At 63.6% G+C, this 22,925-nt stretch carries 20 protein-coding genes; 12 read left to right on the top strand and 8 right to left on the bottom strand.

The window, feature by feature from the left end; translation table 11 throughout:
• Window positions 1–14 precede the first annotated feature (14 nt).
• Window positions 15–1,115: a biotin synthase BioB gene (gene bioB / locus DSC91_RS27060; RefSeq protein WP_115781664.1), complete on the top strand. Its 1,101-nt coding sequence runs from the start codon at window positions 15–17 to the stop codon at window positions 1,113–1,115.
• A 153-nt stretch (window positions 1,116–1,268) separates the two neighbouring features.
• On the opposite strand, the gene DSC91_RS27055 is transcribed toward bioB, so the two are convergent.
• Window positions 1,269–2,294 (bottom strand): sulfate ABC transporter substrate-binding protein, encoded by a 1,026-nt coding sequence (locus tag DSC91_RS27055; RefSeq protein ID WP_115781663.1) that lies wholly within the window; start codon window positions 2,292–2,294, stop codon window positions 1,269–1,271.
• Between the two features lie 232 nt (window positions 2,295–2,526).
• The gene (locus tag DSC91_RS27050) at window positions 2,527–3,129 is read right to left on the bottom strand and encodes an RBBP9/YdeN family alpha/beta hydrolase (RefSeq protein WP_115781662.1); all 603 of its coding nucleotides are present in this window, start codon (window positions 3,127–3,129) and stop codon (window positions 2,527–2,529) included.
• Window positions 3,130–3,422: 293 nt separating this feature from the next.
• Between DSC91_RS27050 and DSC91_RS27045 the strand changes: the two genes are divergently transcribed.
• The 6 genes from DSC91_RS27045 to DSC91_RS27020 all read left to right on the top strand — a co-directional run bounded on the left by DSC91_RS27045 (window position 3,423) and on the right by DSC91_RS27020 (window position 7,617).
• Window positions 3,423–4,364, top strand: coding sequence for a 2-hydroxyacid dehydrogenase (locus tag DSC91_RS27045; RefSeq protein ID WP_115781661.1), 942 nt, complete (start codon window positions 3,423–3,425; stop codon window positions 4,362–4,364).
• Window positions 4,365–4,471: 107 nt separating this feature from the next.
• On the top strand, window positions 4,472–5,398 hold the full coding sequence (locus tag DSC91_RS27040) for a hydroxymethylglutaryl-CoA lyase (RefSeq protein WP_115781660.1): 927 nt from the start codon (window positions 4,472–4,474) through the stop codon (window positions 5,396–5,398).
• A gap of 66 nt (window positions 5,399–5,464) precedes the next feature.
• Complete coding sequence (locus DSC91_RS27035) at window positions 5,465–5,986, top strand: YbaK/EbsC family protein (RefSeq protein ID WP_115781659.1); 522 nt, start codon at window positions 5,465–5,467, stop codon at window positions 5,984–5,986.
• A 4-nt stretch (window positions 5,987–5,990) separates the two neighbouring features.
• A complete protein-coding gene (locus tag DSC91_RS27030; protein ID WP_115781658.1) occupies window positions 5,991–6,218 on the top strand; it encodes a DUF1289 domain-containing protein in 228 nt (75 codons plus the stop codon).
• The gene (locus DSC91_RS27025; protein WP_115781657.1) at window positions 6,215–6,700 is read left to right on the top strand and encodes a MaoC family dehydratase; all 486 of its coding nucleotides are present in this window, start codon (window positions 6,215–6,217) and stop codon (window positions 6,698–6,700) included. The genes DSC91_RS27030 and DSC91_RS27025 overlap by 4 nt, the downstream gene beginning before the upstream one ends.
• A complete protein-coding gene (locus DSC91_RS27020) occupies window positions 6,697–7,617 on the top strand; it encodes an MBL fold metallo-hydrolase (protein ID WP_115781656.1) in 921 nt (306 codons plus the stop codon). Before DSC91_RS27025 ends, DSC91_RS27020 begins: the two co-directional genes overlap by 4 nt.
• 347 nt (window positions 7,618–7,964) lie before the next feature.
• Here the strand turns inward: DSC91_RS27020 and DSC91_RS27015 are convergent, their stop codons facing one another.
• Window positions 7,965–8,864 carry a DMT family transporter gene (locus DSC91_RS27015; RefSeq protein WP_115781655.1) on the bottom strand — a complete coding sequence of 300 codons (900 nt, stop codon included), beginning with the start codon at window positions 8,862–8,864 and terminating at the stop codon, window positions 7,965–7,967.
• Between the two features lie 114 nt (window positions 8,865–8,978).
• Between DSC91_RS27015 and DSC91_RS27010 the strand changes: the two genes are divergently transcribed.
• Complete coding sequence (locus DSC91_RS27010) at window positions 8,979–9,449, top strand: Lrp/AsnC family transcriptional regulator (protein WP_115781654.1); 471 nt, start codon at window positions 8,979–8,981, stop codon at window positions 9,447–9,449.
• A gap of 124 nt (window positions 9,450–9,573) precedes the next feature.
• Here DSC91_RS27010 and DSC91_RS27005 read toward each other — a convergent pair whose 3' ends face one another.
• Complete coding sequence (locus DSC91_RS27005) at window positions 9,574–10,464, bottom strand: alpha/beta fold hydrolase (protein ID WP_115781653.1); 891 nt, start codon at window positions 10,462–10,464, stop codon at window positions 9,574–9,576.
• Between the two features lie 301 nt (window positions 10,465–10,765).
• On the opposite strand from DSC91_RS27005, the gene DSC91_RS27000 reads away from it, so the two are divergent.
• Window positions 10,766–11,725: an NAD(P)H-dependent flavin oxidoreductase gene (locus DSC91_RS27000; protein ID WP_115781652.1), complete on the top strand. Its 960-nt coding sequence runs from the start codon at window positions 10,766–10,768 to the stop codon at window positions 11,723–11,725.
• Between the two features lie 135 nt (window positions 11,726–11,860).
• Here the strand turns inward: DSC91_RS27000 and icmF are convergent, their stop codons facing one another.
• From icmF to DSC91_RS26985, 3 genes are all read right to left on the bottom strand, one after another.
• The gene (icmF, locus tag DSC91_RS26995) at window positions 11,861–15,283 is read right to left on the bottom strand and encodes a fused isobutyryl-CoA mutase/GTPase IcmF (protein WP_115781651.1); all 3,423 of its coding nucleotides are present in this window, start codon (window positions 15,281–15,283) and stop codon (window positions 11,861–11,863) included.
• Window positions 15,284–15,505: 222 nt separating this feature from the next.
• Window positions 15,506–16,444 (bottom strand): LysR family transcriptional regulator, encoded by a 939-nt coding sequence (locus DSC91_RS26990; RefSeq protein WP_115781650.1) that lies wholly within the window; start codon window positions 16,442–16,444, stop codon window positions 15,506–15,508.
• Between the two features lie 213 nt (window positions 16,445–16,657).
• The gene (locus DSC91_RS26985) at window positions 16,658–17,746 is read right to left on the bottom strand and encodes a porin (RefSeq protein WP_115781649.1); all 1,089 of its coding nucleotides are present in this window, start codon (window positions 17,744–17,746) and stop codon (window positions 16,658–16,660) included.
• Between the two features lie 57 nt (window positions 17,747–17,803).
• Between DSC91_RS26985 and DSC91_RS37670 the strand changes: the two genes are divergently transcribed.
• Window positions 17,804–18,007 carry a hypothetical protein gene (locus DSC91_RS37670; RefSeq protein WP_162831474.1) on the top strand — a complete coding sequence of 68 codons (204 nt, stop codon included), beginning with the start codon at window positions 17,804–17,806 and terminating at the stop codon, window positions 18,005–18,007.
• 303 nt (window positions 18,008–18,310) lie between these two features.
• On the opposite strand, the gene DSC91_RS38045 is transcribed toward DSC91_RS37670, so the two are convergent.
• Entirely contained in the window at window positions 18,311–18,982 is a 672-nt protein-coding gene (locus DSC91_RS38045) for a hypothetical protein (RefSeq protein ID WP_115781648.1), read from the bottom strand.
• A 446-nt stretch (window positions 18,983–19,428) separates the two neighbouring features.
• Between DSC91_RS38045 and DSC91_RS26975 the strand changes: the two genes are divergently transcribed.
• Together DSC91_RS26975 and DSC91_RS26970 are read left to right on the top strand one after the other, a co-directional pair.
• A complete protein-coding gene (locus DSC91_RS26975) occupies window positions 19,429–20,457 on the top strand; it encodes a bile acid:sodium symporter family protein (RefSeq protein ID WP_115781647.1) in 1,029 nt (342 codons plus the stop codon).
• A gap of 276 nt (window positions 20,458–20,733) precedes the next feature.
• Entirely contained in the window at window positions 20,734–22,587 is a 1,854-nt protein-coding gene (locus DSC91_RS26970) for an EAL domain-containing protein (protein ID WP_115781646.1), read from the top strand.
• Window positions 22,588–22,925 lie beyond the last annotated feature (338 nt).

Below are 22,925 nucleotides of genomic sequence, written 5' to 3'. Positions count from 1 at the left end.
TGAGGATTGACGACATGACGCATCTGAACATCGCTCCGACGCCAGCCGACACGGCCGCCGCGAACAACAATGTCAACAACGCCGCAGCGGGCGCCAAACCGGTGGCCAAGTGGCGCGTCGCCGACATCGTCGCGCTGTACGAACAGCCGTTCAACGACCTGATGTTCCGCGCGCAGCAAACCCATCGCGAGCATTTCGACGCCAACACCGTGCAACTGTCGACGCTGCTGTCGATCAAGACCGGCGGCTGCGAAGAAGACTGTGCGTACTGCCCGCAGTCGGTACATCACGACACCGGCCTGCAAGCCGACAAGCTGATGCCGGTCGATGAAGTATTGGCCGCCGCCAAGGTCGCCAAGGAAAACGGCGCGACGCGCTTCTGCATGGGCGCGGCGTGGCGCAATCCGAAGGACCGTCACCTCGAGCCGATCAAGGACATGATCCGCGGCGTGAAGGCAATGGGCCTCGAAACCTGCGTGACGCTCGGCATGCTGGAAACGCATCAGGCGCAAGGGCTGCGCGAAGCGGGCCTCGACTACTACAACCACAACCTCGATACGTCGCCGGAGTTCTACGGCCAGATCATCTCGACGCGCACGTATCAGGACCGTCTCGACACGCTGGAACGCGTGCGCGATGCAGGCATCAACGTATGCTGCGGCGGCATTGTCGGATTGGGCGAATCGCGCCGTGAGCGCGCCGGCCTGATCGCGCAACTGGCGAACATGGAGCCGTATCCGGAATCGGTGCCTATCAACAACCTGGTGCAGGTGGAAGGCACGCCGCTGACCGGCACCGAAGCCATCGATCCGTTCGAATTCGTGCGTACGATTGCCGTTGCGCGTATCACGATGCCGCGCGCGATGGTGCGTCTGTCGGCAGGCCGCGAGCAAATGGACGAAGCGTTGCAGGCGCTCTGTTTCCTGGCTGGCGCGAACTCGATTTTCTACGGCGACCAGTTGCTGACCACCAGCAACCCGCAAGCCGAAGCGGACCGCAAGCTGCTCGAGCGCCTCGGCATTCGCGCGGAAGCGGCGCAGCAGATGCCGTTGGATCAGAGCGGCTGCGAGCATGGCTGCGCGCATGATCAAAACGCGCACGCGGCGCCGAACTGAAGAACGACGCGTACCAGGTGTGCGTGATCAAACACACGCATAAGAAAAGCCGCCTCGGAAATGAACTGCACCTCGAATCGTCGGACAGATGTCCAACTAACTTTGGGGTGCAGTTCAGAAACGAGGCGGCCTTTTTGTTTCTGACGCAGATATTTACTTCTTATCCACGATGATCTGATCGAACGTTCCGCCGTCGGAGAAATGCGTTTGCTGCGCTTTCTGCCAGCTGCCGAACATCTCTTCGACAGTGAAGGTCTTGATCGGCTTGAACTCGGCCGCGTGCTTCGCGAGCACGTTCTTGTCGCGCGGACGCAGATGGTGTTGCGCAATGATTTCCTGCGCGGCCGGCGACCACAGATAGTCGAGGTACGCCTGCGCTTCCTTGCGGGTGCCGCGCTTGTCGACCACCTTGTCGACGATCGATACCGGCGGCGCAGCCAGCAGGCTCACCGACGGATACACCGCTTCGAAATTGCCCGCGCCCACACCCGTGTCGATCAACGACACTTCGTTTTCGAACGTCACCAGCACGTCGCCGATACCGCGTTGCGTGAAGGTGGTCGTCGCGCCGCGGCCGCCCGTGTCGAGTACCGGCACGTTCCTGAAGATCGCCTTTTCGAAGTCGAGCGCTTGTGCGTCGGTGCCGCCATGCTGCTTGCGATAACCCCATGCGGCCAGATACGTGTAGCGGCCGTTACCCGAGGTCTTCGGATTCGCAATCACCACTTGAACGCCGGGTTTGGCGAGATCGTCCCAGTCCTTGATGTGCTTCGGATTGCCCTTGCGCACGAGGAACACCATCGTCGTGGTGTACGGAGCGCTGTCGTCCGGCAGACGCGCGCGCCAGTTAGCGGGCACCAGTTGGCCCTTTTCGGCAAGCAGGTCGATGTCGTTCGGCTGGTTCATCGTCACGACGTCAGCCTGCAGCCCCTGGAGCACCGACAGCGCCTGTGCGCTCGACGCGCCATGCGACTGGCGAATCGACACGGTCTCGCCGCTCTTCTGCTTGTATGCCGTGACAAAGCCGGCGTTGATGTCCTTGTACAGCTCGCGCGTCACGTCGTACGACACATTCAGCAGCGACGCGTCTGCCTGCGCCGTCGAGATGCCGCCGAGCGCAAGCGTCATTGCCGTCATGCCGGCTGCCAGCCAGCGCGATGTCCCCGTCTTGCCTGCCATCTTGTCCCCGCCTGTCGATGATGAAAATCCGTGGCCGCACAAACGTGCAGCGTGAAGCGGGATTCTAACGGATCGCTTACTGGCTCACTCGCGCTCACCTGCGCGTTCGCATCCCCACTTACCTGCACGTTCGCTTCCTCACTCACGTGCGCGCTCCATGACGCACACAGTTGTGCGCACGGGGATTCAGTCGCTTGCCTGGCAGTAGTTGCCCAACCGTCCGGCGAAACACTCAAACGAACGCGTGCTGCGCGACCTCGAACGACTCCTCGCGAAAGCGCAGCGGCGCCGCGCAATGCACCAGCGTATCGACGAAGTACTTGGCGCGCGGCCACGGGCCGAATCCCGCCGCCGTGTTGATGTGTCCCGCGTCGCCGAGATTGACGAATGCGCTGCCGAACCGCTGCGCGAGATCGCGCGAACCGGCAAGCGGCATCCACGGGTCGGTTTCGCTGCCGATCAGAATCGACGGCACGCCGAGACGCCGTGCGTCGAATGGTCCGGCGAAGGCGAATTTCTGCGGGCTTGCCGGCGCGACGAACAGCACGCCGACCACATCGCCCGCATACGATGCTTGCTGCAACGCATGCGCAGTCGCAAGGCAGCCGAAGCTATGCGCGGCCAGCACGAACGGCCCGCGTTCGCGCGCGAGCAGATCGCGCAGCGACTTCGCCCAGACGGCGACGTCCGGGGCGTCCCAGTCGGCCTGTTCGACGCGCAGCGAGCGCGCGAATTGCCGCTCGAGCCATGTTTGCCAGTGCGCGCCCTCGCTGCCGTGCAAGCCGGGAACGGTGACGAGCCGCGGCGGCCATGTCGATTTAGTGCATGAAAGCATGTCAGTCCCTCGCTGCCGGAATCCGGGAAATGATTGTCCCGCCGGGCGCCGCAAGGGCGAACCAAGTTTTTGTGCTTTGTTTATGGGGCAAATGCGCGGCCATGTAGCGGAGGAAAACCGCACGCCCGTGCGCAAACGCGCGCGATTCGCGTCGAAAAAGTAGAATGAAGCCTATCCAGAAAAGGAGGAGGCCCTATGCCGCAAGCGTCGTCTGAAGCGCCGCAAGCATTGCGGCCTTACTTTCGGGCCTCTCCCGCCATCCGACTCGACAACGCACGCGCCTTCCGGACCGTATGAAAATCCTCTTCTACATGCCGCATGACGACGCCGCCGCGTGGCTTCACGACTTCGCCCGCGCGCTGCCGGAAGCCGAACTGCGCGAATGGCAGACGGGCGACACCGAACCCGCTGATTTCGCGGTCGTGTGGCGCCCGCCGCGTGAGATGCTGGCCGGCCGCGACGATCTGCGCGCGATCTTCAATCTCGGCGCGGGCGTCGATGCGATCCTCGGACTCGAACACGCACAACCCGGTACGTTGCCGCGCAGCGCCCAGTTGATCCGGCTCGAAGACACCGGCATGGCCCTGCAAATGGCCGAGTATGTAACGCATGCGGTGCTGCGCTACCTGCGCCGTTTCGACGAATATCAGACGCTGCAGAGCGAGCGCCGCTGGGAAGTGCTCGATCCGCATCCACGTGAGACCTTCACGGTCGGCGTGCTCGGCCTCGGCGTACTCGGTGCGCACGTCGCGCAAGCAGTCGCGGCGTTCGGCATGCCGGTGCGCGGGTATAGCCGCAGTGCGCGGCAAATCGACGGCATCGCGACCTTCGCAGGCGTTGCGCAGTTCGATGCGTTTCTCGACGGCGTGAAAGTGTTGGTGAATCTGCTGCCGCATACGCCGGATACCGGCGATGTGCTGAACCAGCGGACCTTTTCGAAGCTCGCGAAGGGTGCATATCTGATCAACGTCGCACGCGGCGGGCATCTGGTCGAACAGGATCTGCTCGACGCGCTCGCAAGCGGCCAGCTCGCCGCCGCGACGCTGGACGTGTTCCGCGAAGAACCGTTGCCGCCCGATCATCCGTTCTGGCGGGAGCCGCGCATTACGATCACGCCCCACATGTCCGCGCTCACGCTGCGCGAAGAGAGCGTCGCACAGGTCGCACGGAAAATGGCGGCGCTAATGCGCGGTGAAACGGTGAGCGGCGTGGTCGATATTAAGCGTGGATACTGAGCGTGGATACTGAGTGAAAATATCGAGTCCGGGTTTTTCACACCCCTGGATCAAATTGAAGGAGTGCCGCCACGCGCGGGCTCATTGCATGGGATCGGAGACACATCATGGACTTGCCCCAACGCGTCAAAATCGTCGAAGTCGGTCCGCGTGACGGACTGCAGAACGAGAAAGAATTCGTCCCCACCGAGATCAAGGTCGAGTTGATCAACCGCCTGTCGGCGGCGGGCTTTCGCAACGTCGAAGCCGCGTCGTTCGTATCGCCGAAATGGGTGCCGCAGATGGCCGACGGCGCCGACGTGATGGCCGGCATCGAACGCCGCGCCGGTACGATCTACTCCGTGCTGACGCCGAATCTGCGCGGTTTCGAAGGCGCACTCGCCGCGCGCGCGGACGAGATCGTGATCTTCGGCGCCGCCAGCGAGGCGTTCTCGCAGAAGAACATCAATTGCAGCATCGCGGAAAGCATCGATCGATTCGCGCCAGTCGCGCAAGCGGCGAAGGAGCACGGCCTGCGGATTCGCGGCAGCGTGTCATGCGCGCTCGGTTGTCCGTATCAAGGCGAAGTGCCGGTCGCGTCGGTGGTCGATGTGGTTGAACGTTTCGCGGCGCTCGGCTGCGACGAGATCGATATCGCGGATACGATCGGCGTCGGCACGCCGAAGCGTACGCGCGAAGTGTTCGAGGCGGTCACCCAGGTGTTTCCGCGCGAACGTCTGTCGGGTCATTTCCACGACACCTATGGTCAGGCGCTCGCGAATATCTACGCGGCGTTGCAGGAAGGCATCGAGATTTATCACGCGTCGGTGGCGGGACTCGGCGGCTGCCCGTATGCGAAGGGCGCCACCGGCAACGTTGCGACCGAAGACGTGCTGTATCTGATGAACGGCCTCGGCATCGACACCGGCATCGACCTCGCGCAAGTCGTTGCGATCGGCGATTTCATTTCCACCGCGATCGGCCGGCCCAACGTCTCGCGCGCCGGCAAGGCGTTGCTCGCCAAAGCCCGCAGCGAACAGGCCAACTGCGTTTGACGCTCGCCGCTTTTTTGGCCCTTCATTTCGCCACACATTCAGCAAAATCATTCAGGACCTGAAACGATGACGGATCACGCTTCCCTCGATTCCGACGATCTCGCCGCATTGCCTGACTCCGCACGCCGCGTCGCCCTGTTGTTGCGCGAACGCGGCCACGCGGGACGAATCGTGATGCTGCCGGAAACCGGCAAAACTTCCGCCGAAGCCGCAGCCGGCCTCGGTTGCTCCGTTGCGCAGATCGCCAAGTCGATCCTGTTTCGCCGCCGCGAAGACGACGCGCCGGTACTGGTGGTCGCGAGCGGCGCGAACCGCGTCGACGAAAAGAAGGTCGCGGCGCACGTCGGCGAGATCGGCCGCGCGGACGCTAAGTTCGTGCGCGAGAAAACGGGTTATGCGATCGGCGGCGTCTGTCCGATTGGCCACGCCACCGAACCCGTCACGCTGATCGACGCCGATCTGCTGGAACTCGACAGCCTGTGGGCTGCCGCGGGCCATCCGCATGCGGTGTTCAACCTGACGGCGCAGGAGTTGATTGCGTTGACGGGCGCGCCGGCGACCGACGTGGCGCTGCGCGAGACGGCGTGAAGCGATGACACCGGGCATCGATAACGAAGACGACGAGCCTGCCGTGCCGTCACCCTGCATCAGCGTGTGCAGGATGGACGCGTCGACCGGTTGGTGCGAAGGCTGCCTGCGCACGATCGACGAAATCGCCAGTTGGTCATTGTTCGACGACGACGCGAAGCGCGCCGTCTGGGACGCGATCGAGGAACGTCACGCGGAGTTCATGGCAAAGCAGGCCAAGGTGCGGCGATGAACGCTGCGCCGCGCATCGTGACGATCGGCGAGACGTTCAGCGCGACGCTCGAGCTATCGGCGGAATCGGTGAAATCGTTCGCCACGCTCGTGAACGACCTCAACCCGTTGCATCACGACGACGCGTACGCCGCGCAAAGCCGCTTCGGCGGCCTGATCGCATCCGGCACGCAACCCACCGCGCATTTCATGGCGCTACTGGCGACCTATTTTTCGACCTACGCGCAGCCGCTCGGCCTCGAGTTCGATATCAAGCTGAAGAAGGCCGTCCACGCGAACGACACGCTGACGATCACGTGGCGTGTGCGCGACGCGCACTGGAAGCCGAGTCTGAACGGCGATCTGGCGCATCTGGAAGGGACCGTGGTGAATCAACGCGGCGACACCATGTTGATCGGCACATCGACCATCCTTGTGATGCCGAAACCGGAAGCATCGGCGAATTCGAACGCGGACACCAACCCGGACATAGGCGCACCATGATCAAGCTGCCGGCATCGATCCGGGTTTTCGAACGCGGCTGGCTTTCGTCGAACAACGTGCTGCTGGCCGACGACACATGCGCCGCACTCGTCGATACCGGCTACGCGACGCACGCGCCGCAAACCGTCGCGCTCGTGCGGCAAGCGCTCGGCGCGCGGCCGCTCGATCTGATCGTCAACACGCATCTGCATTCGGATCACTGCGGCGGCAACGCACTGTTGCAGTCGACATGGCCGTGCCGTACCGCGATTCCCGCCTCCGAAGCCGACGCGGTGCGCGATTGGGATGAAACCCGTCTGACGTTTCGTGCGACCGGCCAGACCTGCGAGCGCTTCACCTTCACCGAGACGATCGCACCCGGCGCGCAACTGCGGCTCGGCGCGCTCGACTGGCACGTGCTCGGCGCACCGGGCCACGATCCGCATTCGTTGATGTTGTATTGCACGGACGAACGCATCCTGATCAGCGCCGACGCGCTGTGGGAAAACGGCTTTGGCGTGATCTTTCCCGAGCTGGAAGGCGAAAGCGGTTTCGCCGAAGAACAGGCTGTGCTCGAAGCCATTGCGAAGCTCGACGTGCGGCTCGTGATTCCCGGCCATGGACAACCCTTCACGAATGTCGAGCAGGCGCTGGAACGCGCATTTTCACGCGTCGCGTGGCTGCGGGCCGATCCGGCGCGTAATGCAAGGAATGCGTTGAAGGTGCTGATCGTGTTCAAGCTGCTCGAAGTCCGCGCGATGCGCTTCGACACCTTGCAGCGGATGCTCGACGATGCAGCCGTGATGCGCGCCGCCGCCGCCATGCTCAAGCCGCGTCGCGAATGGTCCACATTGGTGCATACGATCGTCGAGGAGCTGGCGGCGAAAAACGGGCCGTTGGAAATCGATGGCGAGCGCATCGTCGCCCGCCAGGCTTGACGCGCACGGGGCTGGCGGCCGGGCGATAAGCGATGTGCGATAAGCGGAACACCAAAAACCGCCGCCACAAAAAGAAAGCCGCTCGACCATCAAGGCGAGCGGCGGAAATTCTGTCGGACGTGATCAGCGTCGATATGAATGATACGCGTGCCGGTTTTTTGACCGCATCGGTAATTTCCCTACAGAAGCTTGACACCGTCTTTTAAACCCGCATACAGACGACATTACGAAGGCTCGTAGTCGTATGCTCTGGATGTCATTGATCTGCCGATATGAACAATGCAGCACCCCGATTGCTCCGGAATCCGTACTATTTCTGGTCGATGCGCCGCGCCTTGATCATTCCATCATGTCGAAGACAGGCGTTTCTGCGGCACGATCCGCCAGCCCAGATTCACACCGGCGGCTGCGAGCAGGATCAGCACGGCACCGAGCACCTGAATCCACGCGAGCGTCTGCCCGAACGCAACCCGGTCGACGATGATCGCCACCACCGGATAGATGAACGACAAGGCGCCGGTCATCGAGGTCGGCAGCTTCTGGATCGCGCCGTAGAGCAGCACATACATGAGCCCCGTATTGACGATACCGAGCACGATCAATTCGAGCCATTGCATGCCGCTGGCCGGCAACGCATCGAAGCGCACGAGCGGTGCGAGCATCACGACGCCGAGCGACACCTGGATCAGCGCGATCAGATGCGGCGGCGTGCCCTTCAGGCGTTTCGTGATGATCGACGAGACCGCATACATCGCCGCCGCACCCACGGCATAGGCGACACCGATCAGATACTGGCCCGGCACCGCCAACACCGCCGGTTCGACCTTCACCACGAACACGAGGCCGATAAACGCGACCACCAGCCAGACCACCGTCGACGCGCTGATGCGCTCGCGAAACACCAGCGCGCCGAGCGCGACCAGCATGAACGGCTGCGTGTTGTAGACGGCGGTCGCCATCGAGATCGAGGCGCGCGAATAAGCCGCGAACAGCAACACCCAGTTGATGACGATGGCCGCGCCGCCCAGCAGTGCGAGACCGAGCATCTTCCACGAAAAGAGCTTGCGCCTGAACAGGCCGAGCACGGCGCACACGAGCGCCAGCGTCGCGCCGCCGAAAATGCAGCGAAAGAACACCACATTGAACGGGCTTTGCTGCGACGACACCACCAGCCAGCCGATGGTGCCGGACATCAGCATGGCCATGGTCATTTCCGCCGCGCCGCGGCGAATTTCATTTGACGCCATGATTCGATCCTCGAATTGAATCCTGCGTGAGAAGCAGTGTAATTAATCCGATCGCGCGAATACATGGCTAAACTTAAGTCTTCCTGCGAAGGAACCTAATAATCGAAGGCCATCATGACCAAACGCCTTGCTGCCGCTGCGCCCGCGACACTCGATGAAACCGATCGCGCGCTGCTCGCCGCGCTGGCGGCGGACGCCCGCCAGCCGGTCAGCGAGCTGGCGCGCCGGGTTGGCCTCTCGGCGCCAAGCACGGCCGAACGCGTCCGCAGGCTCGAAGCGCAAGGCGTGATCGAGCGCTTCACCGTGCAGATCGATCCGCGCGCGCTCGGCTTCACGCTGCAGGCCATCGTGCGCGTGAAGCCCTTGCCCGGGCAGTTGCATCTGGTGGAAGACGTGATCCGGCGGATTCCGGAATTTGTCGAATGCGACAAGGTGACGGGCGACGACTGCTTCATCTGCCGCCTCTACCTGCATTCGATCGAGCAGCTCGACGAGATTCTGTCGAAGGTCACCGAGCGCGCGGAGACCAGCACGGCCATCGTCAAGTCGACGCCGGTCGCGCGCCGCTTGCCGCCGCTCGGCTGAGGGGAACACGCGGTCGCGGCGCCTCGCGCGTGAGCGAAACGGCAGCCGCATCGTGGGTCAACGAAACGGCCGCCGCGTCGCGTGCAAGCGAGCCGGCGGCCGCATTGCGTCTGAACGACGCCACTTACTGCTCGACCGCCTCGAAGAACGACAGCATTTCCGCGACCAGTTCGTCCGACGCCTCCTCAGGAATGTAATGCCCGCACGGCAACGAACGCCCGCTCACGTCCCGCGCGACGTGACGCCATTCGGCCAGCGCGTCGAAGCACTTCTCGATCACCCCCTTGTCGCCCCACAGCACTCGCAGCGGACAACCGATCTTGTGGCCGCGCTCGATGTCGGCCCGGTCGTGTTCGAGGTCGATGCTCGCCGAGGCCCGGTAGTCCTCGCACATCGCATGCACGGCGCCGGGTTGCGCCAGCGCGCTGCGATAAGCGTCAAGCGCGTCGGGCGCGAACGGCGCGAGGCCCGCGTGACGACTGCCCATGACCGCATCGACATACGCGGCCGGGTTCGCGCCGATCAGCGTCTCCGGCAGCGGCTCGGGCTGGATCAGGAAGAACCAGTGGAAGTAATACGTCGCGAAGGCGCGGTCGGTGGCTTCGTACATCGCGAGCGTCGGCGCGATATCGAGCAGCATCAAGCGCTCGACGGCGTCGGGATAATCGAGCGCCATCCGGTGCGCGACGCGAGCGCCGCGATCGTGTGCGCACACGAGGAATCGTTCGAAGCCGAAGTGGCGCATCACGGCGACCTGATCGGCCGCCATCGCGCGTTTGGAATACGGCGTGTGGTCGGCGTCGCTTGGCGGTTTGCCCGAGGCGCCGTAGCCGCGCAGGTCGGTGGCGATGACGGTGAAGTGCTCCGCCAGTTGCGCAGCGCACCGCTGCCAGATCAGATGCGACTGCGGGTGACCGTGCAGCAACAGAAGAGGCGGCCCTGCCCCGCCCTTCACTCCGAAAATATCGACGTCGCCCACGGCGACACGAAAGGGCGTGAAATCCTCGAAGGCCATAGCGGGTCTCTTGTCGTTTGGGAGTCAAACCATTGTAGGAGCGCAATGTGTCGATGCGAGGTGGGGTAGCCCACGCAGGCATAGAACCTGAACACTCCTTCCAACTGCACGATGCGCCGGCTTCGCCTATAATCGAACGATCGTTCTTAAATTTTCGGGCGACCTTGGCCGATGCACGGTGAGATCGCGGCGGCAGCCCGGCTGCGGGCCAGTCTCGACGCACCACAGGCCATGTGCCGCTAAACTCATTATCGCCGGGCGCCCCACGTCGCACCGGTCCGTTCATCAGGAGACTCGCACCATGGCATTGCCCGCCGTCCTGCAAAAACTCGCGCTGCCCGTCGTCGCCTCGCCGATGTTCATCGTCAGTTATCCCGAACTCGTGTTGGCTCAATGTAAGGCTGGCATCGTCGGCTCGTTCCCCGCGCTGAATGCTCGTCCGGCCGAACTGCTCGACGAATGGCTCACGCAGATTCAGGCGCAGCTCGCCGAACACAAGGCGGCTCACCCCGACGCGGTCATCGGGCCGATCGCCGTCAACCAGATCGTCCATCAGTCGAATACGCGGCTCGAGCACGACGTGCGTGTGTGCGTCGAACACAAGGTGCCGATTTTCATCACCAGCCTGCGCGCGCCGGCGCGCGAGATCGTCGACGCGGTGCATAGCTACGGCGGCATCGTGCTGCACGACGTGATCAACCTGCGGCATGCGCAGAAGGCGCTGGAAGCGGGCGTCGATGGGCTGATCCTGGTGGCGTCGGGTGCCGGCGGCCATGCGGGCACGACCTCGCCGTTCGCGCTGGTCGGCGAAGTGCGGCGCATGTTCGACGGCCCGATCGTGCTGTCCGGCTCGATCGCCAACGGCGGCTCGATCCTTGCCGCGCAGGCCATGGGCGCGGACCTCGCCTACATGGGCACGCGTTTCATCGCGACCAAGGAAGCGCACGCGGTCGACAGCTACAAGCAGGCGATCGTCAACTCCACGGCGTCGGACATCATCTACACGAACCTGTTCACCGGCGTGCACGGCAACTACATCCGCGAAAGCATCGTGAACGCGGGGCTGGACCCGGACGCGCTGCCGGAATCGGACAAGACCGCGATGAACTTCGGCAGCGACAAGGCGAAAGCGTGGAAGGACATCTGGGGCGCAGGCCAGGGTGTCGGCCTGATGGACGACGTGCCGAGTGTTGGCGAGCTGGTTCGGCGTCTGACGAAGGAATATGACGACGCAAAAGCGCGGCTGGGGATTGCGCGCTAAGCGCCTTGTTGAGGCGTTTTGCTGCGGCTCGATTCTGGAGCCGCAGCATGTCCGGCACTCACACTCGGGCTCGATACGAGGCCGCTTAAGCCGGCCTCACACCCCGGTCTGACATACTGGCATCAACCCCAAGCCTCACATATTGCGGCGGTACTGCCCGCCCACTTCAAACAACGCGTGCGTGATTTGCCCAAGCGAGCAGACACGCACGACATCCATCAGCACCGCGAACACATTGTCGTCGTCGATCACTGCGCGCTTCAGGCGTTCAAGCGCCGCCGGTGCATCGTCACGGTGCCGCGCCTGAAACTCGCGCAGACGCTTAAGCTGGCTCTGTTTTTCTTCGTCGGTGGAACGGGCCAGCGCGATCGGCTGCGGCGCTTCGTGCGGATGTGCGCTCAAAAACGTGTTCACGCCGACGATCGGATACGAGCCGTCGTGCTTGCGATGCTCGTACAGCATCGACTCGTCCTGAATGCGCCCGCGCTGATAGCCGGTTTCCATTGCGCCGAGCACGCCGCCCCGCTCGGTGAGGCGATCGAATTCCGCCAGCACCGCTTCTTCCACCAGATCGGTCAGTTCCTCGATCACGAAGCTGCCCTGATTCGGATTCTGATTCTTCGCCAGACCCCATTCGCGATTGATGATCAACTGGATCGCCACCGCACGGCGTACCGAATCCTCGGTGGGGGTGGTGATCGCTTCGTCGAATGCATTGGTGTGCAGTGAATTGCAGTTGTCGTAGATCGCGATCAGCGCTTGCAGCGTGGTGCGGATATCGTTGAAGTCGATTTCCTGCGCGTGCAGGCTGCGGCCCGAGGTTTGCACGTGATATTTGAGCTTCTGGCTGCGTTCGTTCGCACCGTAGCGTTCGCGCATTGCAATGGCCCAGATGCGTCGCGCGACGCGGCCAAGCACCGTGTACTCCGGGTCCATGCCGTTCGAAAAGAAGAATGACAGATTCGGCGCGAAGTCGTCGATCGACATGCCGCGCGCGAGATACGCCTCGACATAGGTGAAGCCGTTCGCGAGCGTATAAGCCAGTTGCGAGATCGGATTCGCGCCCGCCTCGGCGATGTGATAGCCGGAGATCGACACCGAATAGAAATTGCGCACGCGGTGATCGACGAAGTACGCCTGAATATCGCCCATGACTTTCAGACTGAACTCGGTCGAAAAGATACAGGTGTTCTGACCTTGATCTTCCTTCAGGATGTCGGCCTGTACGGTGCCGCGCACGTTTTCCAGCGCCGTGCGGCGAGCGGCGGCGAGCTCCTCTGCGGTGGGCTTGCGTCCTTCCTGCCGGAGCCGTTCGTTTAGACGTGCGACCTGCTGATCGATCGCGACGTTGAAGAACATGGCGAGGATCGTCGGCGCCGGCCCGTTGATCGTCATCGACACCGACGTCTCGGGCGCGCACAGATCGAAGCCGTCGTAGAGCGTTTTCATGTCGTCGAGCGTGGCGATGGAAACGCCCGAGTTACCCACCTTGCCGTAGATGTCTGGCCGCTCATGCGGCTCTTCGCCGTACAGCGTGACCGAATCGAAGGCCGTCGAGAGACGTTTGGCCGGCATGCCTTCGGAGAGCAATTTGAAACGGCGGTTGGTGCGGAACGGGTCGCCTTCGCCGGCGAACATCCGTGTCGGGTCTTCGTTTTCGCGGCGGAACGGAAACACGCCGGCGGTGAACGGAAAGTAGCCGGGGAGATTGTCGAGCATCAGCCAGCGCAGGATCTCACCGTGGTCGACAAATTTCGGCAGCGCGACTTTGCTGACCCTGGATCCGGATAGTGTCGTGACGGTGAGCGCGGTGCGTATTTCGCGGTCGCGGACGCGGACGATGTGTTCGTCGCCGGAATACGCGGTCACGGTTTTCGGCCAGGCGTCGAGGAGTTTGCGTTCGCGTTCGCCGAGGGCCGCGGAGCGTTGGGCGATGAGCGCGTCGAGTTGACTGTGGTGCGTGTTCGCGGAGCTTGCCGCGGCGCCTGAGCTTGAGCCCGTGGAAGAGGCGGATGCGGGGTCGGAGGCCGCCTCTGTGCCTGTGCCCGCATCGGCTTCGTCGAGCATGCGGCGCGCTTCCATCAGTTGCCAGCGCTCACGCGCCACCCGCGCTTGCGCGTCGGCGCGCTCGCGGTACGCGTGAACAGTCTGCGCGACATCCGCCAGATAGCGAACGCGTGCCGGCGGCACGATGGCATTGCGGCCGCTCGAAAAGCGCAGGTCGTCGAGCACGGGCAAACGCCCGCCGCCTGAACGCAGGCCGTGCGTGCGTAACGCCTTGGCGACGTGCTGATACAACGCGGTCACGCCGTCGTCGTTAAAGCGCGAGGCGATCGTGCCGAACACCGGCATCGCGTCGGGCGCATTCGCGAAATCGCCACGGTTGCGCTGCACCTGCTTGGCGACGTCGCGCAACGCGTCCGGTGCGCCTTTACGGTCGAACTTATTAATCGCGACGAAGCTGGCGAAGTCGAGCATGTCGATCTTTTCCAACTGGCTCGCCGCGCCGAATTCGGGCGTCATCACGTAAAGCGATTCGTCGACGAACGGCACGATCGCCGCATTGCCCTGCCCGATCCCGGATGTTTCGACGATGATCAGATCGAAGCCCGCCGCCTTGCACAGCGTGAGTACGTCCGATAGCGACTCGGTGATTTCACTCGATGCGTTGCGCGTCGCCATCGAGCGCATGTAGACGCGCGCGCCGCCGCCCCAATCGCCGATTGCGTTCATGCGGATGCGGTCGCCTAGCAGCGCGCCGCCGGATTTGCGGCGCGACGGGTCGATCGCCAGCACGGCGATGGTGAGGGCATCGCCATAGTCGAGGCGAAAGCGGCGGATCAGTTCATCGGTGAGCGAGGATTTGCCGGCCCCGCCGGTGCCCGTGATGCCAAGGACGGGGACCTCGGTCGCGCCGGCGAGGACCGATAGTATTTCCTGCTCGGCCGATTTGACGCGGCCCGCTTCGTACGCGCTGATCAGTTGCGCAAGTCGACGGAAGGTGACGGCTGCAGGGTCTGGTTGTTCGGCGGTGTTCGACAAATCCGCCACCCATTCGCCAACCGGACTCTCCCGCACGGCGGCAGCTGCGCGCACCACGTCGGCGCAGCGCGCAATCATGTCGTCGATCATGCCTTGCAGGCCGAGCCGCTGGCCGTCATGCGGCGAATAGATCTTCTCAACACCATAACGCTCGAGCTCGGCAATCTCGTCAGGCACGATCACGCCTCCGCCGCCGCCGAACACCTTGATGCGTTCGCCGCCGCGCGCACGCAGCAGGTCCACGAGGTAGCGGAAGTATTCGTTATGGCCGCCCTGATAGCTGGACACGGCGACGCCGTCGGCGTCTTCGTGCAGCGCGGCGGTAGCGACTTCATCGACGGAGCGGTTGTGGCCGAGGTGGACCACCTCGACGCCGCTCGCTTGCAGGATGCGCCGCATGATGTTGATCGACGCATCGTGGCCGTCGAACAGAGCGGCAGCGGTGACGAAACGCAGTCGCCGGCCCGCGGGCAGCTTGTGGCCACCGGCGCGCTGCGGCGTGGACAGATCGGTCATGTCTCCCCCAGATCGTTACGCGTATGGGTGCTGGCACCAGTATAGCCAAACGGGTAGGCGCTCGACCGAGCGCCCAGGCCGGGCGGCTCCGCGCACTGGCGGCCCGGCTGCGGCCGAACTGCACCGCCTGCCGCGTTCTGGTGACCGGGCCGGTCGTACCGCTCGCGGCGTCGGCAGTCCAGCCTGCCGGGCTGAGCTTCTCAGCCCACCTACCGCACCCGCCTACCGCACCGCGAGCGCCTTGATCTGCTCCAGCGAAGGCCACAGCGATTCGTTGGCGAACCGCTCGGCCAGGAAGTCGACAAACGAACGCACCTTGGCCGACAGATGCCGGCGGCTCGCGTAGACCACATGGATCGGCAACTCGCGCGGCGGCACGTCGTCCACCAGCAACGGCACAAGACGCCCCTTGGCCAGATCGTCGCCGATCACCTCGGTGCCGAGCATCGCGATGCCCGCGCCTTGCAGCACGATCACGCGCTGCGCCTCCAGGTGATTGACGATCAGATTGCCGGACAGACGCACGCGCGGCGAGCCATCGCCGGTCGCGGGCGCGATGTCGAGCGCGGACACGCCCGCGTATTGCAGATAGTTATGGCGCGCCAGATCGGCGACGGTCTTCGGCGTGCCGTGCCGGCGCAGATAGGCCGGCGACGCGCACAGCACCAGATGGGCGGTCGCAATCTGCCGCGCGATCAGCGAAGACGACTTCAGCCCGCTCGGCGAAGCCCGGATCGCGACGTCGAAACCTTCGTCGATCAGTTCGACCACACGGTCGGACAGGGTTATGTCGACGGTGACCTGCGGATACTGCGCGGCGTAGTCGGCCACTGCGGACATCACGTGGCTCAAGCCGAATGCCGACAGCGACGACACCCTCAAGCGCCCTTGCGGCACGACGCTCGCCGCGCCGACCACCTGCTCGGCTTCTTCGAGTTCGCTGAGCACCTGGCTCAAGCGCTCGTAGTATTCGCGGCCCGCCTCGGTCGGCGCGACTCGGCGCGTGGTGCGGTTCAGCAGACGCGCACCGAGCTGCTGTTCGAGGTGCATCACGTGCTTGCTCGCCATCGCCGCCGACATCTCCATCCGTTCAGCCGCGCCGACAAAGCTGCCGACTTCGACCACATGCCGGAACACTTTCATGCTGACGAGGGTATCCATCTCAATCGCTCGCTTCAGGAATCAATCGACGCCATTTTGCCGGGTTTATCAAAGACTGGTCAGCAAATCGGGAGCAGGCGTGGAAGTGCGGACGCCAGAAGCGGCAAAGCCCACCTTCCGGAGAAGGTGGGCTTTGCAGGTGTTGCCCGGTTCGGCAGGGTTGGCGTCACGCGGCACCTGCTCGCAAGCGCCGCACGCCTTGCTCCCGCAGGCTTAGAACTTTGCGCGCAGGCCGACGCCGTACGTGTTGCCGCTCGACTGGCTGCTGATCTTGTCGTACATATAAGCCGCGTAGATATCCGTGCGCTTGGACAGCGGATAGTCATAGCCGACCGCTGCCGTCTGACGTGTCTGGTCGAAGCCGCCGCCGTCGCGCGAATAGGCGTACGACGCCATCACCGTGCCCGGGCCGGCCGGCACCGACACGCCGCCTTGGGCCGTATTCACGTGCCAGCTCGAAACGGTCTGCTGGTTATACGTGTACATGTACTGGCCAAAGAACTTCACGAACTTCAGGTCGTACGACACGCCGGCTTGCGCCACGCTCTGGCTCTTCAGGCCCGGGACGCCCGACGTATCGAAGCTGCCGAGGTCGCCCGGCGCGCTGTTGAAGTTCACGTACTGGTACACCGCCGTCGCTGCGAACGGGCCGTGGAAGTACAGCACCTGGCCGCTCCACTTCTTCGCGCTGTTCTGACCCGCCGTGTTGCCGAGCGCGTACATCGCCGTCGCGGACAGGCCGTTGAAGTTCGGCGACGAGTACGACACCGCGTTGTTCCAGCCCGAATCGCCGGTCACGCCCTGATCCGTCGAGTACGTCGGGAACGTGCCGAGCCCGAGGTACACGTGGGCCACCATCGGCGAGAACACGTACGAGTCGATGAACGGGTTGAACAGAATCGTCGACACGAACAGCGGCGTGGTCAGACGGCCTGCGGTCACCGTGCCGTACGGCGATTCGATACCGACGTACGCGTTGCGCGAGAACATCGTGTCGCCCGTGAAGCGGCCGTACTGGCCGTTCTGCGCGCGGAAGAAGCCTTCCAGCGTAAAGATTGCCTTGTAGCCGTTACCCAGATCCTCAGCCCCCTTCAAGCCCCAGTACGACGTCGACATGCCGCCGCCGGACACCTGCACGGCCGTCTTGCCGGCCGGGAATTTCTGCGCGCCGACCCATTCGTCGACCTGACCGTAGAGTTGCACGCTCGATTGCGCAAAAGCAGACGATGCACTGGCCAGCAGGGCGGCACACGCGGTTGCCTTGAGGGTGGTCTTCAGCGCACGGCTGATGCTTGTTTTCATGGATTCTCCTGTCTTTGTCAAAAAGGTAAGGCTGTGCGAAAGGGGGAGCTCGCGCGAATGATTGTTTTTGTCCGTTCGATCATCGAGCCAATCTGGGCGGGACCATCTTTGCGGACCATTTTTATGGACAAAAATATCGTGGGTTATTGCGGGTATAGCGATCTGATTAGTTTTGTCATTTATCGGCCTGATAAAGCAGTGATCGTGTACGCCGTCACCGCATCGCCGCCGGCATCGCGGTCTGGCGCAAAACGTTACTGACATTGCGCCCGACTGGGTGATAACGGTTCAGATGACATGCGGATGACGCGTGGCGGCGAAAACGACCAAATTTGACGACGGGAGGCGGATGACTGCCGAGTGTTTTCAAAAAAGTGTGGCGTCGAAACGTCACATTGACAGGGGCTTTTTGGACGGCGGCGACACGCAAGGCCGCAGCCAGCCGGTTCATGAACCGGCGAAGCGGCTTCGGTGAAACGTGGGAAGGGAATTCGGTGGGACGCGTGGTGCGACGAGAAGCGGCGCTACACCGCATTGGAGCGAGAGCACGCCCCCGCGCTGCCGTTAGTTACGGTACGGCGAACCTTCCTGCTGACGCGGTTCGTCCCCCGGGCGCTGCATGGCACGCGAGGCGCCGCGCTCTTCGTTGTAGCGGGCGACGTCGGCGCGAATCGAACCGGCGCGAACCGGCGCGTTGGGCGGCGGACGCGGCACCGTGCGCGATTCTGCGCTGACGGGGGTAATGGCGCCGGCGTACTGCATGCCGCCGCGGCCGTCGTTAGGATATCCAGCCGGTCCGGTAACGCGATGCATGCCAGGGTTGTAGCCGCCAAAGCCGTTGGCGTAATTGCCGGCGGCGAAGTTCGCACCGCCACGCGGCAAGCGCGCGTTGCTGCCGGCCATGCTGTTGCGAGCCGGTCTTACGTTTGCCGCGCCATAGTTATAGCCGCCGCTGCGCGCATCGCCGCGCATTGCGTGACCCGCGGCGGCATGCGGATAACCACCGCCACCGCCGCCGCCGCCGCCACCACCGTGCGGAATGCCAGGCACTTTTGCATAGGCGAACGAGCACAGCGCAGCGATAACCGCGCCCAACGCCCAGTGCTTCGTTCTCGACAACCCGTCCACCACGTGACTCACATGCCCGAAGACCTGCCTGAAGCCCACCGTTCGAGCTGCGATGGACTTGTTCTGGGACCGGCGCGAGCGCTGCGTATCTGTCGCGGCGCGGGGCATCCCGATGGCCTTTGAGCAGTAATTTATGGGCGCCGGCAAAGGGTGTCGAGCCAAAAAGTGTTAGGCCCCGACCGCTGTTGTAACACCTTGTTACTGCGACGTTTTTCCGCGACAGAGCCCTTGCGCGAAAGCCTTGAAACAGCTTGGCTGAGCGGCCTTTGCGAGATCTGCCAAGGTGCTCGCGTATGACGAATCACCGCCGGTTTTTCGCCGGATTGTCAAAACGACAGTGGACCGGACAGAGACGGTCGCCAATACTGAAGCTGACTGTCGCCATCGCGCATCGGATCGCCGAGGCAGCGGTCTGATGCGCGATGCTCATTAATCGATTCGGCAAATGAATTTGCATATTCAATCGATTTTCAACAACAATAGGCGCTTTCCATAGCCTGAGGCGGGCACATTCGCGCGCCCTGCTTTCCGCATCACCGAATCGAGATTCCGCCATGGCTCGCCCGAAACTGCTTCCCGACAATTTCACCTTGTGCCTCGTGGGCACCGTGATCCTTGCCAGCTTCCTGCCGGTTCACGGGCAGGCCGCCGTCGGGTTCAACTGGGTGACGAACGTTGCGGTCGGCCTGCTGTTTTTCCTGCACGGCGCCAAGCTCTCACGCGAAGCGATCGTGGCGGGCGCGACGCACTGGCGTTTGCATCTGGTAGTGCTGCTCAGCACGTTCGCGCTGTTTCCGCTGCTCGGCCTCGCGCTTAAGCCGCTCCTTTCGCCACTTGTCACGCCGGCGCTCTATGCGGGGGTCCTCTTCCTCTGCACGCTGCCGTCGACGGTTCAGTCGTCGATCGCGTTCACGTCCATTGCCAAAGGCAACGTGCCGGCCGCCGTATGCAGCGCGTCGGCCTCGAGCCTGCTGGGGATCTTCATCACCCCCGCACTCGTCAGCCTCGTCGTCACCAATCAGGCGGCGAGCGGCGGCGCCTCGCCGTGGCACACGGTGGGCAACATCGTTTTGCAACTGCTGGTGCCGTTCGTGGCCGGACAGTTGCTGCGCCCGCTGATCGGCAAGTGGATCGAGCATAATCGCAGCGTGCTGAAGTTCGTCGACCAGGGCTCGATCCTGCTGGTGGTGTACGGCGCGTTCAGCGAGGCCGTCGACGAAGGCCTGTGGCACCAGATCCCGCTGTCCGCACTGGGCGGCCTGCTGTTGATCAGCGTTGTGCTGCTCGCGCTTGCGCTGGCCATGACGATTCTGGTCAGCAAGCGGCTCGGCTTCAACCGCGCCGACCAGATCACGATCATCTTCTGCGGGTCGAAGAAAAGCCTTGCCGCCGGCGTGCCGATGGCCAAGGTGATTTTCGCCTCGCATGCGGTCGGCGCCGTGGTCTTGCCGCTGATGCTGTTCCACCAGATCCAGCTGATGGTGTGCGCCGCGCTCGCGCAGCGCTGGGGGGCTCGCGACACCAGTGGCGAAACCCGCGCGGTTTCGCGCGAGCGGCCCGCCGCCGCCGTCGTGCGCCGTTGAATACGCGCGCAATGCAAACAGGACATTCATAAGCGCCCTCCCTGAGCGTCATTTGAAGAAAGCCGCCTTGTGCGGCTTTTTTGTTATTTCACGCTCAAACGCCTGTGCTGTCGCCTCAGCCGGATGGCATAGGCAAAGTCCTGGCCGCAGCAAACCCGCCACCAGCATGCCCAAGGCCGCGACGCACCAAGCCGGTGCAGCGCTTCACTAAAAGTTCACTCAACTCCAGGCAAGATGAGTCGATAAGACGAAGGTCGATCGCTACGCCTAACTGCCATGCAACCTCGTTCGCCCTCCCGATCCGCTACGCCGCGTATCGAGGAGTTGATCGCCCGGCGTGACTTGTCCGCTGTATTCCAGCCGATCATCGATTTCGACGACGGCGCGATCCTCGGCTACGAAGGTCTGATCCGCGGCCCAGCCGGCACCTCGCTCGAAGCGCCGTTCGCCCTGTTTTCGCAGGCGCTCGCCGAGGGCTGCGCGCTTGAGCTCGAGCAGGCCGCCGCGCGCACCTGCATCGACGCGTTCGCGAAGCTCGATTTCGACGGCAAGCTGTTTCTCAATTTCAGCGCGGGGGCGATCCGGCAACTGGCCGACAAGCACGACGACACGCTCGCGCTGCTGCGGTATCGCGGCGTCGATCCGCGACGGATCGTGGTCGAATTGACCGAGCAAAGCACGATTCTGGATGTCGCCAGCTTCCTGCCGGTAATTGCGGCGTTGCGCACGGCCGGCGCGCAGTTCGCGCTCGACGATTACGGCACCGCGAACGCCAGCATGAATCTCTGGGTGCGCCTGCAACCGGACGTCGTGAAGATCGACCGCTTCTTCATCCACGGCATCTCCAGCGACTCGCTGAAATTCGAAGCCGTGCGCGCCATGCAGCACTTCGCCAACGCAAGCGGCGCACGGCTGGTGGCCGAAGGCATCGAAGACGAAGCGGATCTGATCGTGGTGCGCGACATGGGGATCGGCTGCGGGCAAGGTTATTTCTTCGGCCGGCCGCATGCCCAGCCGGCCAGCAGCGTCACCGACGACGCCCGCGACGCACTGCGCGCCGGTCACATCGCCGTCTTCCCGGAAACTACGCGCACGGTGAGCAGCGCGTCGCCGTCGGGTGGCATGGCGTCGGCGAAGATGATGGTGCACGCGCCCGCGCTGCCGCGCCACGCGACCAACAACGACGTGCTCGAGCTGTTCAACCGCCTGCCCGATCTGCACGCGGTGGCCGTGGTCGAACAGGACGCGCCGGTTGCGCTCATCAACCGCCGCAGCTTCATGGACCGCTACGCGCTGCCCTACCACCGCGAGCTGTTCGGCAAGCGGCCGTGCCTGCAGTTTGCGAATGCGTCGCCGGTGATCATCGAGCAATCGATGACTGTCGAACAAATGGCCAAACTTCTTGCCAGCGACGACCAGCGTTATCTCGCCGACGGCTTCGTCATCACCGACAACGACGGCAAGTACGCCGGTCTCGGCACCGGCGAGAAGCTGGTGCGCGCGGTGACCGAAGTACGCATCGAAGCCGCGCGCTACGCGAACCCGCTGACCTTCCTGCCGGGCAACATCCCGATCAGTTCGCATATCGCCCGCCTGCTGGGCAACGACGCGGGCTTTTATGCGTGCTACGTCGATCTGAACCACTTCAAGCCGTTCAACGATCAATACGGCTACTGGCAGGGCGACGAAGTGCTGAAATTCGCCGCCGCCGTGCTCGCCGACGTCTGCGACCCGACCCGCGATTTCCTCGGCCACGTCGGCGGCGACGACTTCCTGATCCTGTTCCAGAGCGAGGACTGGCAGGAGCGCGCACTGCGCGCGATTCACCTGTTCAACGAAGGCGCGCAGCGCTTCTACGCACCCGCCGACCGGCTTGCCGGCGGCATCCACGGTGAAGACCGGCGCGGCAATCCGACCTTCTTCGGCTTCGTGACGATGGCGATCGGCTGCGTGCGCGTCGAGTCGGACGGCGGTCCGTCGTTTTACAGCAGCGAGGAAATCGCGTCCGTCGCGGCGCTGGCGAAACGGCGCGCGAAGCACGAGACGAGCGGCTTCGTGCTGATCGACGCGGATGAGAGCGTGGCGCTGCTGCGAGGACAGGCGGACGTGGCGGCCATGCCTTTCGACTGATGCGCGGACGTGCCAAGGGTAGTGCCGGTGCCGGTGCCGGTGCCGGTGCCGGTGCCGGTGCCGGTGCCGGTGCCGGTGCCGGTGCCGGTGCCGGTGCCGGTGGCAACGCCAACGCCAACGCCAACGCCAACGCCAACGCCAACGCCAACGCCAACGCCAACGCCAACGCCAACGCCTTGTTTAGCATATTTTACTAAACAACATAAATCAGGCCAGCATCCCTTCCTACGGGTATTTACGGGTGTAGATCGCACGTTCCACAGGCTGTTTTAGCCACGTTTTACTATACAATCGGCCGAACCCAAACACCTTGCGGCCGACCTCTTGCGGCCGCTGCA

The sequence above is a fragment of the Paraburkholderia caffeinilytica genome (genome assembly GCF_003368325.1).
GTDB classification, from domain to species: Bacteria; Pseudomonadota; Gammaproteobacteria; order Burkholderiales; family Burkholderiaceae; genus Paraburkholderia; species Paraburkholderia caffeinilytica.
The sequence above is the reverse complement of the archived record's forward strand: the minus strand, read 5'-3'. Positions and strand labels throughout refer to the sequence as shown.

Excerpts from the sequence above, each read along its gene's own strand:
- bioB (WP_115781664.1), top strand. The coding sequence starts at position 15 with ATGACGCATCTGAACATCGCTCCGACGCCAGCCGACACGGCCGCCGCG.
- DSC91_RS27055 (WP_115781663.1), bottom strand. The coding sequence starts at position 2,294 with ATGGCAGGCAAGACGGGGACATCGCGCTGGCTGGCAGCCGGCATGACG.
- DSC91_RS27050 (WP_115781662.1), bottom strand. The coding sequence starts at position 3,129 with ATGCTTTCATGCACTAAATCGACATGGCCGCCGCGGCTCGTCACCGTT.
- DSC91_RS27045 (WP_115781661.1), top strand. The coding sequence starts at position 3,423 with ATGAAAATCCTCTTCTACATGCCGCATGACGACGCCGCCGCGTGGCTT.
- DSC91_RS27040 (WP_115781660.1), top strand. The coding sequence starts at position 4,472 with ATGGACTTGCCCCAACGCGTCAAAATCGTCGAAGTCGGTCCGCGTGAC.
- DSC91_RS27035 (WP_115781659.1), top strand. The coding sequence starts at position 5,465 with ATGACGGATCACGCTTCCCTCGATTCCGACGATCTCGCCGCATTGCCT.
- DSC91_RS27030 (WP_115781658.1), top strand. The coding sequence starts at position 5,991 with ATGACACCGGGCATCGATAACGAAGACGACGAGCCTGCCGTGCCGTCA.
- DSC91_RS27025 (WP_115781657.1), top strand. The coding sequence starts at position 6,215 with ATGAACGCTGCGCCGCGCATCGTGACGATCGGCGAGACGTTCAGCGCG.
- DSC91_RS27020 (WP_115781656.1), top strand. The coding sequence starts at position 6,697 with ATGATCAAGCTGCCGGCATCGATCCGGGTTTTCGAACGCGGCTGGCTT.
- DSC91_RS27015 (WP_115781655.1), bottom strand. The coding sequence starts at position 8,864 with ATGGCGTCAAATGAAATTCGCCGCGGCGCGGCGGAAATGACCATGGCC.
- DSC91_RS27010 (WP_115781654.1), top strand. The coding sequence starts at position 8,979 with ATGACCAAACGCCTTGCTGCCGCTGCGCCCGCGACACTCGATGAAACC.
- DSC91_RS27005 (WP_115781653.1), bottom strand. The coding sequence starts at position 10,464 with ATGGCCTTCGAGGATTTCACGCCCTTTCGTGTCGCCGTGGGCGACGTC.
- DSC91_RS27000 (WP_115781652.1), top strand. The coding sequence starts at position 10,766 with ATGGCATTGCCCGCCGTCCTGCAAAAACTCGCGCTGCCCGTCGTCGCC.
- icmF (WP_115781651.1), bottom strand. The coding sequence starts at position 15,283 with ATGACCGATCTGTCCACGCCGCAGCGCGCCGGTGGCCACAAGCTGCCC.
- DSC91_RS26990 (WP_115781650.1), bottom strand. The coding sequence starts at position 16,444 with ATGGATACCCTCGTCAGCATGAAAGTGTTCCGGCATGTGGTCGAAGTC.
- DSC91_RS26985 (WP_115781649.1), bottom strand. The coding sequence starts at position 17,746 with ATGAAAACAAGCATCAGCCGTGCGCTGAAGACCACCCTCAAGGCAACC.
- DSC91_RS37670 (WP_162831474.1), top strand. The coding sequence starts at position 17,804 with ATGATTGTTTTTGTCCGTTCGATCATCGAGCCAATCTGGGCGGGACCA.
- DSC91_RS38045 (WP_115781648.1), bottom strand. The coding sequence starts at position 18,982 with ATGCCCCGCGCCGCGACAGATACGCAGCGCTCGCGCCGGTCCCAGAAC.
- DSC91_RS26975 (WP_115781647.1), top strand. The coding sequence starts at position 19,429 with ATGGCTCGCCCGAAACTGCTTCCCGACAATTTCACCTTGTGCCTCGTG.
- DSC91_RS26970 (WP_115781646.1), top strand. The coding sequence starts at position 20,734 with ATGCAACCTCGTTCGCCCTCCCGATCCGCTACGCCGCGTATCGAGGAG.